The following is a 12,311-nucleotide window of genomic DNA, read 5'->3' as shown; positions in this document are numbered from 1 at the left end:
TTCTTGACGTAAAGGTAATTATCGCATCATTATCGCACGCAAATGAGATAGTGAGCCTTCTTGGAAGAAAGACGCAAAAGGTAGAATAATGGCCCGCAGCACAAAGCCGAAAACCAAGTTTCAGGCAGATCAGGACGAGCTGAAACTACGTGCCGCGTGGCTCTATTATATTGAAGGGCTAACGCAGGAGCAGGTTGCGCAGAATCTGGATATCAGTCGGATCAAGGCTTTCCGGCTGCTGGCTGCCACGCGCGACGAGGGCATCGTCCAGATTTCTCTGAATTCCCATGCCGAGCCGCTCATACGTTTGCAACGTGCGCTGGAAAAACACCTCGGGCTGTTTGAAGCCATTGTCGTGCCCTCTTCCGATCAATCCGAAGCCAGTATCTCCGCCGTGATCGGCCACGCTACCGGACGTTATCTTTCAGATCGCCTGCAAGACGGACTGACAGTCGGCGTTGGCTGGGGTGCAACGTTGCAGGCTTGTATGAGCCATCTGAAATGGCGTGAAATCAATGACCTGTCGGTTATCTCCCTGCTCGGCGGCTTGACACATTCCATGGCTGACAATCCATCAGCCGTCGCATGGCGGCTGGCTGAGTTTTACAAGACGGAACTCTTCCAGATCACCGCCCCCGTCTTCGTGCCTCATGTGGCTCTGGCGAAGGAGCTGTGGGAAATCCAGGAACTAAAAGCACTGAAAAGCAAAGTTTCCGACATAGATCTCGCTGTTTTGAGTGTAGCGGACGTCAGCAAACAGGCATCGATTTTCCGTCGCGGTTTGCTGACGGCACAAGATGCAGAAAGCCTGCAGGCAGCAGGCGCAGTGGGCGATGTGTTGTGCCAATTCGTTGATGAGGCAGGTGAGATTGTCGATCATCCGATTAACAAACGCGCCATGGCCATCAACCCAACGGAACTGCGCAAAGTGCCAAAAGTGATCATTTCGGCAGGAGGCGTTCGCAAAGCGCAGATCATCCGCGCCAGTATCCTGACCACAAAGGCTCAAGTGCTGATCACGGATGAGATGACTGCTCAGGAACTGTTGACGCTGAAAAGCCTGAACTGATTTCAGTTCTTGCCCTGCAACGAAGATGCCCGCAACCCAGTTCACGCGAATGTTCCTTGCTGCCGCGTGTTAATTGGCGCTCCATATAGGCAGAGGAGAAAACCAATGCCATTTCGTAGCGCAGCTTACCGTGGCATATTCAGCCAGGCAGAATTGTCGTTGTTGCAACAGGCTTATAACCGCAGTTGCGAACTTTTGGGCCGGTCTCCATCGACTGATGATGACAGAGACCAACTTGCACGGGTCGTTATACGCACTTTCGAAGACAGCGACCTTGATCCGGAGCTAACAGCACAGCGCGCCTCCGAACTGGCGCGCGTATTCGAATAACGGAAACTACAACTCACGCATTGCTCAGCCCGCTTCGGGCTGATTTTTTGAGTAACAGGATTTCCGTCACTCATTGCCGTGGCCAAGAGGCAAACGCGCACTAGTTTAGAGACGGCAATCCCATTTGCAGATGTTGAATTCATCTGAAGCTCAAGCGGAGGAAATCCCTATGCAGCATAGAATTCACGAGAACATGGAAGTGATCGGCGCCGACGGCGTGCATATCGGCACGGTTGATCGGCTGGAGGGCAACCGGATCAAGCTTAAGAAGACCGATAATTCCGGGCAACATAGCGACCATCATCATTACATCGAGCTGGGTTTTGTCGCCGATATCGAAAGTGACAAGGTCAGGCTTTCAGCCAATGCAGATGTGGCCATCACGCTTGAAGAAGAAGCCTCGGGACGTCCCGTCGATCTGTAACTTCGCCTTTCACGATGACATTCCGGCGCAGCGGTCAGCAACTGCCGCGCCGTAAACACGGACCGTTTGGCCTCTTAAGCACAACATTAGCTCAGCACGATACCGCCATCGACGTTGAGGCTCTGGCCGGTCACGAAGCCCGCATCATCCGAAGCCAGGAATGCGACCGGTCCGACGACATCTTCCGGATCACCAATGCGGCGCATCGCTGTCTTTTCCTGCCAGGACTGGCGCACGGCAACATCGTCCAGATTGACCCGTCCCATATCGGTCAGGATAATCCCCGGGCAGATACAGTTGGCCGTAATCCCGTAGATGCCCACCTCCTGTGCCAGAACGCGGGTAAAGCCCATGACGGCGGCCTTCGATGCGGAATAGTGGGCCTGTTCAGGCGCGCCGTGCTTGCCGCCAATGGAAGCGATATTGACGATGCGGCCGTATTTCTGCTGCTTCATGTAAGGCAAAACAGCCTGCACGACGAGGAATGTTCCCTTCGCATTGACATCGAGGACGCTATCCCAGTGCTCTTCCTTGAGGTGCTCCACATCGCTGGCAATAAGAATACCGGCATTGTTGACGATTGCATCGATACGACCAAATGCATCAGCAGTCTTCTTGACCATCGCCTCAACATCGACCTTGCTGCTCACATCGGCATAGACGATTAATGCGCGGCGACCGGTGGCCTCGATTTCCTGCGCCACTTCCTGCAATGCATCTTTTTGACGCTCGATATCGTTGATCGCGACATCGAAGCCGCGCTTGGCCATACCAATAGCAATGGCTCGGCCAATACCGCGACTTGCGCCGGTGACCAGAGCAATTTTCGCCTGTTCAGTCATCTCATTCTCCCAAAATCAAAGCGCGGTGTAACCGCCATCTACGGCAAGTACTGTTCCCGTCACGAAACTTGCGGCATCGGACGCCAGAAAAAGAACGGCATTTGCGATCTCGCGTCGTTCTCCCAGCCGCCCTTGTGGCGTCATGCGCATCCAGGTTGAAAACCATTCTTCGTTGCTGCGGCCAGCAAGCGTAAGTTCCGTTGCGGTGTAACCCGGTGCAACCGCATTGACCCGCACGCCTTGCTTTGCCCATTCAACAGCCAAAGACTTGGTGATGAGGTTTACCCCGGCCTTGGCTGCGTTATAGGCAACCTGCGGCTGCGGATAGACGACAATCTCGCCGCACATGGACGAGATGTTGACAATGGCACCCCGCCCCACAGCAGCCATACGTTTGCCAAAGACCTGAGCACAAAAGAAGACGCCGTTGAGATTGACGTCGAGCACCGCGCGCCAGTCTGCTTCAGATGTTTCGCTCGCCGGGCCGTTGCGAACAATGCCCGCATTGTTGACCAGAACGTCGGGAACGCCGATCTCGGCAGCAATCGCTTCGGCTGTTCGCTCTGCTGCATCACGATCCGTTACATCCAGAATGTAAAGGCTTGCAGATGAAGGACGGCGCGCATTGAGCTCCGCGACCGTCTGCTTGCCCGCCGCTTCATCGCGGTCCGTGATGATGACCGTCGCGCCGGCTTCAACGAAAAGCTCGGCAATGGCCCGCCCGATACCCTTTGCGCCGCCCGTTATGACAGCACGCTTACCGGCCAGTTGAAAATCTTTGAGCATTTCGTCCTCCCGCCACAATGCCTCAGGCAGCCTGTACGGCCTTCAGCGCCGGATAGAGCGCTCGATACTGCTGGTAGATTTCATTGTAGAGCGCCGTCTCGCGCGGGCGTGGTTCGATGCGTTTGCCCGGCCTCACCATCGCGGCAATGCCGTCATCAATGCTTGCAAAATGGCCAGCTCCATGCGCAGCAAGAACCGCAGCCCCGACAGAAGGCGCGTCGCGCGATTGCGGCACGCAGACCGGCAGTCCAGCCGTATCGGCGTGGATTTGCAGCCAGAGCGGCGATGCGCTGGCCCCGCCGCCAACCGTAATTTCCTGCCCGCGATAACCGGCCTCGGCCATAGCATCGAGAATGGCGCGCGTGCCGAAACTGATACCCTCCATAATGGCACGGAAGATGTGGTGCGGTTCATGCGCCAACGTCAGACCGACAATTGCGCCGCGAGACAAGGCATCGGTATAGGGCGTGCGGTTACCCTGAAAATGATCCTGTACCAGAAGGCCCTCTGCACCCGGCTCCAGCGCGGCAGCCTTGGCGTTCAACGCTTCCATATCCATGGTGCCGTTCATCATGCGCCCAAGCCATGCGATGATCGACCCTGTGGAAGTCTGTCCGCCCTCGATAATGTAGCGGTCCGGATAGACCATGTTGGGATAGCTGCCCCAAATGCCCGGCGCATGCAGAGGCTTGTCTGCAACACCAAATTGCAAGTGAGATGAACCGGTTATCAGCGCAAGTTGACCCGGCTTGGCAACACCGAGACCGATCATGCCGATAAGTGCATCGGCTCCGCCTTGCACCACCTTCACGCTCTGCGACAGGCCAAGTGCGGAAGCAGCCGATGCGCAAAGTCCGCCGATAACCTCCCCGGGTGCAACCACGCGGGACGGCCATTTCTGCAGCAGAGCGCCGAGGCCGAGTTTCTCCAGAAGCATAACCGGAAAGCCGCCGCGATCCGTAGAATAGTGCCAGCGAAGCGAAACATTGTTGAGGCTCGCCGCCTTTTCACCGGTCAAGCGCAGGGTCATGAAATCCTGATATTCGCAGATTGTATCTGCCTTTTCGAATATCTCCGGCTCATTGCGCGCGATCCACAGCGCCTTCGGGATCATCCATTCCGCGGAGACGGGCCCTCGTCCGCCGCCATTGGCCTGCAAGGCCTGATCGCCGGTGGCAAGCACGGCATCCGCCTCGGCACTTGCGCGAACATCCATCCAGATGATCGAGGGACGCAGCGGCTTGCCGTCGGCATCCAGAGCCACGACAGTGCAACTGGTCGTCGCCAGCGTGATCGCTTCAATTGCCGATGGGTCGACAGCCGATTCCGCTATCGCCTTGCGTGCGGCCTGGACGAAGCATGACCACCAGTCTTCCGGATTTTGCTCCGCGCGCGCGCCGCTGGAAAACTTCGTCTCATAGGGAACTGCCGCGCTTGCAAGGCAAGTGCCCGACAAGTCGTAAACCCGCGCCCGGATACTTTCCGTTCCTCCGTCGGCGGTGAGAAAATAAGCCATTCAATTCCTCCCGAGGCGGCTGCGAAAACTCCTCCAGTCTTCGCATGCCTCATCGTGCAATTTTCAACTCAGGCCGCGAAATGCTTCCAGCGCCTTGCCCGCATACATGACTGCCGGGCCGCCCCCCATTTCAACGGCGACTTCAAGCGCCTCGATCAGTTCCTTTTCGGTTGCGCCGTGCCGGATTGCTGCGTCCACGTGGTAGAGGATGCAGTCTTCACACCCCTTCACCACGGCAATGCCGACCGCAATCAGTTCGCGCTGCGCCGAAGAAAACGCGCCAGCCGCCGTTGCGGTTTTGCTGACCTTGGCAAAGCCGCTCATCAGTTCGGGTGCAGATTTAGCAAAAGCGCCAAGCCGTGCTTGCGCTTCTTTCAGACGAAGCCTGACATCGTCAGTCATGGGAGCCTCCCGTGGAACTTATAATCAGATCAAGCACTTCTTTGGACTGGTCCCATTGCGGCATATGGCCGGACTGGCCGAGGAAATGTATGGCAATGGACGATGGCAATGCGGTCGCCTGTTGCCATGGGATGATGCGATCCAGCAGTCCAACCAGAACACGAACCGGCTTTGCACGAGAAAGCTTTTCCAGCGCCGGAACGATGTCGGAGGTTTGCCCCGAAGGGCCGACAATCGCTGCGGAAAGCGCCTTGAGACGCCCCTTGGCCATGGTTTTCGCAAACTCCGCCGCCAGTTCCGGCGAAAGCTCCACTGGCTTGGCCGCGATACGGCGCAACAGATGGCTGACTTCTCCAGCCGTCGTTGCATTGGCCATACCGGAGATAAAGCCGGCATCGACTTCAGAACCAAGTCCAGCAGGCGCGATAAGCGTCAGGCTCGAAATGCGATCTGCATGGGCATCCGCAAATTGCGCCGCAGCGACGGCACCAAGAGAATGCGCGACGACGTCAACCTCGGCAACTCCCAGAGCATCAAGGAACGAAGGCAGGAAGGCGCTGAGTTCAGCCGCGTCCGCAGCATCGATTGTCGTCAGTCCGTGGGCAGGCAGATCAGGCACGATAACGCGGCAATTCGCACGCCGCAGACCCGCTGCAATGCCACTCCAGGTCGTCCGGTCGCCAGAGAAACCGTGCAGCAAGAGGATTGTACGACCGTTCTTCGGCCCCTGATCCAGATAGGCGACACGGCCATTTGCAAGATCGGCGAAATGCACAGCGCTATTGGATTTCGAACCGCCAGAAGCCGCAAGCACGTCTTCCTTCTCGATCCGCCCCCGACGTCCGCTGCCCGAAAGCGAATTGATGTCGATGCCATTCTGGCGAGCAACCTTGCGAGCAAGCGGCGTCGCGCGAACACGCTCGCCGCTGTTTGGCGAAGCCGCAGGTTTGGCAACGGAAGCTTCCACAGCTTCCTGAACTGGTTCGACATCTTGAGCGGTCGCCGCTTGGGCTTCCGGCGCTTCATCTTCACCGTCGCTGGTCCAATCGGGTCCAGTGCCGATGTCGATGCGGGCCAGAGGCGCGCCTACAACCACATGGTCGCCAATAGCGCCGATCCACTCATTGAGCGTGCCGTCACCCAATGCCGGAAATTCGGCTACCGTCTTGTCGGTTTCGATTTCAATGATCGAATCCCCGCGCTTGAAACTGTCACCCGGCTTGACGAGGAAGCCGACAATCTTGCCCTCCTCCATCGTCTCGCCAAGGCGCGGCATTTTCAAAATCCGTTCACTCATGACAACATTCTCTCGGCAACGGAGCGGATGAAATCGGTCGTCGGAACGCTGCCGGTTTCAAGCTCCTGCGAAACTGAAATCGGAATGTCCTCACCGGCAACACGCACCACCGGCTGTTCGAGGTAGTCGAAGCATTCCTCGGTAATCCGAGCGGCAAGCTCTGCCGCAACACCGGCAGTCATCACACCTTCCGAGACAACCATCGCCTTGCCGACGCGTTCGACATGTTCGCGCACGGTGTCGAAATCCAGCGGATTGAGCGTGCGCAGGTCGATGACCGTCGCTTCAATGCCCTTGGCGGACAGCTTCTCGGCGGCGTCGAGTGCGTAATGCAGCTGGCGCGAATAGGTGACGATGACGAGGTCCTTGCCGGTACGGCGCACAGCGGCCTTGCCCCATGCCAGCGGCTCGGCGTCGAGATCGACCTCTTCCTTGCGGGTGTAGAGCGCCTTGTGCTCGATGAAGACCACAGGGTCGGGCTTCGTCAGGCTCTGGCGCAGCAGATGGTAAGCATCCTGCACCGTGGCTGGCATGGCGAGACGCAGACCCGGCGTATGCATGATCCAGGCTTCAAGGCTCTGCGAGTGCTGGGCACCAGCGGAACGCCCGGTGCCGCCCTGGGTGCGCAGAACCATCGGTACTCCAATCTGGCCACCGAACATATAGCGTATCTTGGCTGCTTGATTGGCAAGCTGGTCCATCGTCATGCCGAGAAAATCGATATACATCAGCTCGGCAACCGGACGCAGCCCGGTCATAGCAGCGCCAACCGCAGCACCGACAATGGCCGGTTCGGAGATCGGCGTGTCGATCAGGCGTTCGGGGCCGTATTTGCCAATGAGATCCTTGGTAACACCATAAGCGCCACCATAGCGTCCCACCTCTTCGCCGATCACGACGATGGTGTTGTCTTCCGCCATGGCGTCATCCAGCGCTTTGCGCAGCGCGTCGCGGTAAGTCATGGCAACCATTATGCTTCATCCTTGGAAAGTACGCGGTCGATACGGGTGCGAACGGGTTCGGGCTCAGGTTCGCCGACCGCGTAAACATCCTTGAACATGGAGGTGAGCGGCGGCGCCTTGGACTCGACGGTGAAGTCGATGGTGGCGTCCATCTCGGCCGTGATGTCGCCATCCATGGCGTCGAGTGCAGCTTCCTGCGCCAATCCGGACGAAACAAGCCAATCCCGGGTGAACTTCACCGGATCCTTCTTGCGTCCTTCCAGTTCCTCTGCCTCTGCGCGATACGGGCTCTTGTCCATGCGCGCATGACCAAAGAACCGGTAGCAGGTGACCGACAGGAAGCCCGGCTTACCGAGCCGCGCATCGTCGATCAACCCTTGAGCGGCATTCTTGACTTCCTCGACATCGATGCCATCGACAACAGCTCCATTAAGACCAAACGCATGCGCGCGCTGATCGAAAGCCGTGTTGGCGGTGGCCTGATCGACCCGCGTTCCCATGCCGTACTGGTTGTTGATGCAGACGAACACCACCGGCAGACCCCAGAGGGCCGCCATGTTCATGCTCTCATAGAGAATGCCCTGTTGCATCGCGCCGTCACCAAAGAATGCGAGCGAAACGGAATTCTTCTTCAGATATTTGCTCGACAGTCCCGCACCAACGACGGCGGGAATACCGCCACCGACGATGGCGTTGGCACCCAGATGACCGAGCGCCATGTCGGCAATGTGCATGGAACCGCCCTTGCCGTGACAATAGCCGGTTTCCTTGCCGCCGATTTCGGCCATCATCTGCCTCGGATCAGCGCCACGCGCCAGAAAGATACCGTGGCCGCGATGATGGGTTGTGAAGGTATCCTGCGGCTGCATGGCGGCACAAACACCGGCGGCAGCACCTTCTTCACCAATGGAAAGGTGAAGCATCGAACCTGCCGTCTGGCCGCGCACGAAGAGTTCGCCGACGCGTTCTTCGAAAGTGCGGATGCGACGCATCGTTCTATAGAGTTCGAGAAGATTGGAATTACTCGGATTTTGCACGTGCGCCTCCGACAGACCTGTCTGTTGCAAATTTTTCATGGTGTCCGGTTCAGTGCCCTCACAGGAGCTTTAGTTTGGTGGTGCGCGAAACAACCGCGACCGCGACGAGAATGATGAGGCCTTTCACGATGCTCTGGATGTAAGTGTCCATGCCAATCAGATTGAGGCCGTTATTGATGACGCCGATAAACAGCGCCCCGAAGAAGGTTCCGGCAACCGTTGCCGTGCCGGGGCGGAACATGGTCATGCCGATGAAAACCGTGGCTAGGCCGTCGAGGAGATAGCGCTCACCGGCATTGGGCTGGCCGGAACCGAGGCGCGCCGCCAGAAGCGCCCCCGCGACCGCTGCAAAGATAGAGCAGACGATCAGCGCAGCCGCACGATAGAAGCGACCATTGACGCCCGAAAGTTCGGCAGCCTTGAGATTGCCGCCAACCGCGTAGATGTAGCGACCGAAGACGGTTCGCTCCATGATGAACCAGGCGACAAACACGACGATGACCATTGCATAGGCAAGCACGGGAATACCGAAAAGCTGTCCCTGTCCCAGCCAGAGATAGCTGGCCGGAAGGCCACCATAGATCGCCCGTCCGCCGGTCATCAGAAAGTTGATGCCATAAAGAATGGAGCCGATGGCAAGCGTGGCAATCAGCGAAGGCACGCCGACAAGGGTGACAAGCGCCGCATTGACGGCCCCCACGACAAACCCTGCCCCCAATCCAGCAAGCAAGGCCAATGGCAGTGGCGTTCCCGCGACCAGCAGCAGCGGCACCAAAATGCCCGCCATGCCAACCATATAGCCGACCGAAAGGTCCATTTCGCGCGCGGCAAAACCGAAGGTCAGGCCCGCGCCGACGATGGTGAGCATGGCAATCTGCTGAAGAATGTTGAGCAGATTATTGGGTGTCAGAAAACGGTCCACCGTCAGCGAGAAGCCCGCAAACAGCAGGAGCAACACGAAGAGCGTTGAATATTTCAGCAGCCATTCCCCCTTGAGCTTCTTGCCGAAGCTCTGCGCATGACGCGACGATTGCGGGGCAACGGCGGGGTTCTGTGTATTCATTGGATGACTCCTGCCATTGCGGCAATAAACTTCGCTTCGGAAAAGGCCTCACGCGGAATTTCCGCGCCCGGAGAGCCATTCACAAAGGGGATGACGCGGTCTGCCACGTCGGCAATTTCCAGAAGGTCGGACGAGGTGACCAGAATGGCCACGCCCTTGTCGGCGAGCCTGCGCATCTGCGCGTGAATTTCACGCTTGGCACCTATATCGACACCCTCTGTCGGCTCGATGAAAATCATCAGCCGGTAGTGGTCGTCTGCACCGTAAAGCCACTTGCCGATCGACACCTTCTGCTTGTTGCCGCCGCTCAGATCCTTCACGAACTGATTGCGCGAATGCGCTTTCACATTCAAAAGCTGCATGGTGCGGTCGGCTTCCTGCGCTTCACGGCGCATCGACAGCACGCCTGTACCGCCCAAGGCCGCAAAGGACGGATGCACCATGGCAAGGTTTTCACGCACATCCCAATCGCCGATCAGCGAATATTCCATGCGGTGATCGGGAACCAGCGCAACACCCTTTTTTTGCATGGTGCGCGCATCAATCCGCGCAATCGTTTCACCCTGAAAACGGCATGTGCCGCTGGTAACGCCGCTTGCCGCATAAAGCGAGCGGGCAAAGCCAAAATGGCCAGCACCAGTCAGGCCAATCAGACCGACGATCTCACCCGCACGGATGGAAAATTTGTCAACGTGCAGACCACCGGCATGCCAATCGCTGACTTCCAGCACCACAGAACCGAAATTGCGATTGTCACTGGCTTCCTGCGCCATCGCCGTCTTGCCGCCCGAGCGTTGCAGCATCATATCGATCAACCCGGCTTCGCTCGCTTCCGTAGCCTGAAGCGTCGCAATGTGACGACCATCGCGCAGAACTGTAATTCTATCGCTCAATGCCTTGATTTCAGAAAGGAAATGGCTGATCAAAACGATCCCGACGCCTTGCTGCGGCAGGGTCTTGATGATCTCCCAAAGGCTCTCTTTTTCGCGTGCAGGCAATGTCGCCGTGGGTTCATCGAGGATGAGCAGACGAACATTGCCACGCAGTGCGCGGACAATTTCGATGATCTTCTGATCTGCCATAGGCAGCATATCGACCTGCTCGTCGAGGTCGATGGAAACTTGCGGGAACCAGCGTTTGAGCAAGTCATTGGCGCGCGACAGCAGCTTGCGCTTGTCAATAACACCAAGGCCCATGCGAGGCTCGTCGCCCAGCAGAATATTCTGCGCGCCGGTCAATCCGGGAACGAGACTGCCCTCCTGCGACACATGCGCGATACCCTTGCGCAGCGCATCACCGGCACTTGCAAGCTTCACCTCGGTGCCATCAATGGTGATCGTGCCCGAAGTCGGGCTTTTGCTGCCGCCAAGAATACTGACCAGAGTGGTCTTTCCGGCGCCGTTTTCTCCGATCAGTCCATGCACCTCATCAAACCGAAACTCGGCGCTCACCTGATCCAGCGCCAGCGTTCCGGGATAGGACATAACGATCTGCGACAGGCTTACGGCCATCGGAGAACTCCCATGAATTCAATCTACTCTAAAGGGGCCGGAGCGCGGAACGTTCACGCTCCGGCCAGATGCAGGCAACTTTGGGGGCTTGCCTACTTCTTCGGGAGGAAGTCCTTGCAGTTCTGCTTGGTGACGAGCGGTGCATCGAGATAAACGGTCTTCGACGGAATGACCTTCGCAGCGTCTTCCTTCTTGACCACGATGCTCTCGATCCATTCGCCGGTCTGCGCGCCCATCTTTTCGAATGGCTGCGAAACCGTTGCGATCATCAGGCTGTCAGGCTTGCAGACTTCTTCGATCGCCTGCGGATGGCCATCGATGCCAATGACTTTGACATTCTTCAATCCGGCGGCGTTCAGCGCGTTGATGGCAGCCTGTGCAGGCTCATCCCAAGGCGCCCAGACGGCATTGATGTCTTCGCCAAAGCGCGATGCATAGTCCTGCATGGTCTTGGTCGTATCTTCGAAAAAGGCCGTGTAATCGATATTGTGCTCGGCAATGACCTTCACTTCCGGATATTCCTTCAGCACGGTTTCCATCACATCGCCGCGCTTGCGCGTGCCGTGGTGCTCTGCCATGCGCAGGAAGATCAGATTGCCCTTGCCGCCCATTTCATTAAGCAAGTATGGCGACACATCAGCCGACATTGCCCAGTTATTGGTAGTGACATCGACCACAACGCCGTCAACCTGACCGCTATCGATGGCGAAAACCGGGATTTTGGCCGCAACAGCGGAATCGATAGCAGCACGCGAGGCACGCAGATCCGACATGCTGACGATGATTGCGTCTACACCGCGCGAGGCAGCATCCTGAATGTTCGACGCCGTGCGTTCGCCCGAGCCGCCGCTATCCAGAACGCTGATGCTCCAATCCTTGTTGGTTTCCTTGAGCCAGGCATCAAAGCCCGCTTTTGCACGCTGCTCGGACTGCGCCGCAGCATTGGAATGCACCCAGGCCACATTGGTAGCCGACGCGCTTGCCGTGCCCATGAGCATGGCCAGAGCTGCAACAGCCATGGTTTTCCTGAAAAGTCCCGAACCCATTTTTTCCTCCCACAAGCCATGTGGTT

The 12,311-nt window shown here is 57.6% G+C and carries 13 protein-coding genes; 3 read left to right on the top strand and 10 right to left on the bottom strand.

Annotated elements, in window-relative coordinates:
- Positions 1-88: 88 nt before the first annotated feature.
- The 3 genes from ACTJKP_RS12960 to ACTJKP_RS12950 all read left to right on the top strand — a co-directional run bounded on the left by ACTJKP_RS12960 (position 89) and on the right by ACTJKP_RS12950 (position 1,823).
- Positions 89-1,069 (top strand): sugar-binding transcriptional regulator, encoded by a 981-nt coding sequence (locus ACTJKP_RS12960; RefSeq protein WP_210276547.1) that lies wholly within the window; start codon positions 89-91, stop codon positions 1,067-1,069.
- A 105-nt stretch (positions 1,070-1,174) separates the two neighbouring features.
- Entirely contained in the window at positions 1,175-1,399 is a 225-nt protein-coding gene (locus tag ACTJKP_RS12955; RefSeq protein WP_078339103.1) for a hypothetical protein, read from the top strand.
- A 169-nt stretch (positions 1,400-1,568) separates the two neighbouring features.
- The gene (locus tag ACTJKP_RS12950) at positions 1,569-1,823 is read left to right on the top strand and encodes a DUF2171 domain-containing protein (RefSeq protein WP_440630949.1); all 255 of its coding nucleotides are present in this window, start codon (positions 1,569-1,571) and stop codon (positions 1,821-1,823) included.
- An 86-nt stretch (positions 1,824-1,909) separates the two neighbouring features.
- Here ACTJKP_RS12950 and ACTJKP_RS12945 read toward each other — a convergent pair whose 3' ends face one another.
- From ACTJKP_RS12945 to ACTJKP_RS12900, 10 genes are all read right to left on the bottom strand, one after another.
- Entirely contained in the window at positions 1,910-2,665 is a 756-nt protein-coding gene (locus ACTJKP_RS12945) for an SDR family NAD(P)-dependent oxidoreductase (protein ID WP_440630948.1), read from the bottom strand.
- Positions 2,666-2,680: 15 nt separating this feature from the next.
- Complete coding sequence (locus ACTJKP_RS12940) at positions 2,681-3,451, bottom strand: SDR family NAD(P)-dependent oxidoreductase (protein ID WP_440630947.1); 771 nt, start codon at positions 3,449-3,451, stop codon at positions 2,681-2,683.
- A 22-nt stretch (positions 3,452-3,473) separates the two neighbouring features.
- Complete coding sequence (locus ACTJKP_RS12935) at positions 3,474-4,967, bottom strand: FGGY-family carbohydrate kinase (RefSeq protein WP_440630946.1); 1,494 nt, start codon at positions 4,965-4,967, stop codon at positions 3,474-3,476.
- Between the two features lie 63 nt (positions 4,968-5,030).
- On the bottom strand, positions 5,031-5,369 hold the full coding sequence (locus tag ACTJKP_RS12930) for a carboxymuconolactone decarboxylase family protein (protein WP_114217058.1): 339 nt from the start codon (positions 5,367-5,369) through the stop codon (positions 5,031-5,033).
- Positions 5,362-6,666 carry an acetoin dehydrogenase dihydrolipoyllysine-residue acetyltransferase subunit gene (locus ACTJKP_RS12925; RefSeq protein WP_440630945.1) on the bottom strand — a complete coding sequence of 435 codons (1,305 nt, stop codon included), beginning with the start codon at positions 6,664-6,666 and terminating at the stop codon, positions 5,362-5,364. The genes ACTJKP_RS12930 and ACTJKP_RS12925 overlap by 8 nt, the downstream gene beginning before the upstream one ends.
- Positions 6,663-7,637 (bottom strand): alpha-ketoacid dehydrogenase subunit beta, encoded by a 975-nt coding sequence (locus ACTJKP_RS12920; RefSeq protein WP_171058671.1) that lies wholly within the window; start codon positions 7,635-7,637, stop codon positions 6,663-6,665. The genes ACTJKP_RS12925 and ACTJKP_RS12920 overlap by 4 nt, the downstream gene beginning before the upstream one ends.
- A complete protein-coding gene (locus ACTJKP_RS12915) occupies positions 7,637-8,665 on the bottom strand; it encodes a thiamine pyrophosphate-dependent dehydrogenase E1 component subunit alpha (protein ID WP_440630944.1) in 1,029 nt (342 codons plus the stop codon). The genes ACTJKP_RS12920 and ACTJKP_RS12915 overlap by 1 nt, the downstream gene beginning before the upstream one ends.
- A 58-nt stretch (positions 8,666-8,723) precedes the next feature.
- The gene (locus ACTJKP_RS12910) at positions 8,724-9,728 is read right to left on the bottom strand and encodes an ABC transporter permease (RefSeq protein ID WP_440630943.1); all 1,005 of its coding nucleotides are present in this window, start codon (positions 9,726-9,728) and stop codon (positions 8,724-8,726) included.
- A complete protein-coding gene (locus tag ACTJKP_RS12905) occupies positions 9,725-11,239 on the bottom strand; it encodes a sugar ABC transporter ATP-binding protein (protein WP_440630942.1) in 1,515 nt (504 codons plus the stop codon). Before ACTJKP_RS12905 ends, ACTJKP_RS12910 begins: the two co-directional genes overlap by 4 nt.
- A 92-nt stretch (positions 11,240-11,331) precedes the next feature.
- Positions 11,332-12,285: a sugar ABC transporter substrate-binding protein gene (locus tag ACTJKP_RS12900; RefSeq protein ID WP_078339114.1), complete on the bottom strand. Its 954-nt coding sequence runs from the start codon at positions 12,283-12,285 to the stop codon at positions 11,332-11,334.
- Positions 12,286-12,311 lie beyond the last annotated feature (26 nt).

It is taken from the genome of Brucella sp. 22210, from assembly GCF_052045675.1.
Taxonomy (GTDB): domain Bacteria; phylum Pseudomonadota; class Alphaproteobacteria; order Rhizobiales; family Rhizobiaceae; genus Brucella.
The sequence above is the reverse complement of the archived record's forward strand: the minus strand, read 5'-3'. Positions and strand labels throughout refer to the sequence as shown.

Coding starts and splice junctions, on each gene's coding strand:
- ACTJKP_RS12960 (WP_210276547.1), top strand. CDS start 89: ATGGCCCGCAGCACAAAGCCGAAAACCAAGTTTCAGGCAGATCAGGAC.
- ACTJKP_RS12955 (WP_078339103.1), top strand. CDS start 1,175: ATGCCATTTCGTAGCGCAGCTTACCGTGGCATATTCAGCCAGGCAGAA.
- ACTJKP_RS12950 (WP_440630949.1), top strand. CDS start 1,569: ATGCAGCATAGAATTCACGAGAACATGGAAGTGATCGGCGCCGACGGC.
- ACTJKP_RS12945 (WP_440630948.1), bottom strand. CDS start 2,665: ATGACTGAACAGGCGAAAATTGCTCTGGTCACCGGCGCAAGTCGCGGT.
- ACTJKP_RS12940 (WP_440630947.1), bottom strand. CDS start 3,451: ATGCTCAAAGATTTTCAACTGGCCGGTAAGCGTGCTGTCATAACGGGC.
- ACTJKP_RS12935 (WP_440630946.1), bottom strand. CDS start 4,967: ATGGCTTATTTTCTCACCGCCGACGGAGGAACGGAAAGTATCCGGGCG.
- ACTJKP_RS12930 (WP_114217058.1), bottom strand. CDS start 5,369: ATGACTGACGATGTCAGGCTTCGTCTGAAAGAAGCGCAAGCACGGCTT.
- ACTJKP_RS12925 (WP_440630945.1), bottom strand. CDS start 6,666: ATGAGTGAACGGATTTTGAAAATGCCGCGCCTTGGCGAGACGATGGAG.
- ACTJKP_RS12920 (WP_171058671.1), bottom strand. CDS start 7,637: ATGGTTGCCATGACTTACCGCGACGCGCTGCGCAAAGCGCTGGATGAC.
- ACTJKP_RS12910 (WP_440630943.1), bottom strand. CDS start 9,728: ATGAATACACAGAACCCCGCCGTTGCCCCGCAATCGTCGCGTCATGCG.
- ACTJKP_RS12905 (WP_440630942.1), bottom strand. CDS start 11,239: ATGGCCGTAAGCCTGTCGCAGATCGTTATGTCCTATCCCGGAACGCTG.
- ACTJKP_RS12900 (WP_078339114.1), bottom strand. CDS start 12,285: ATGGGTTCGGGACTTTTCAGGAAAACCATGGCTGTTGCAGCTCTGGCC.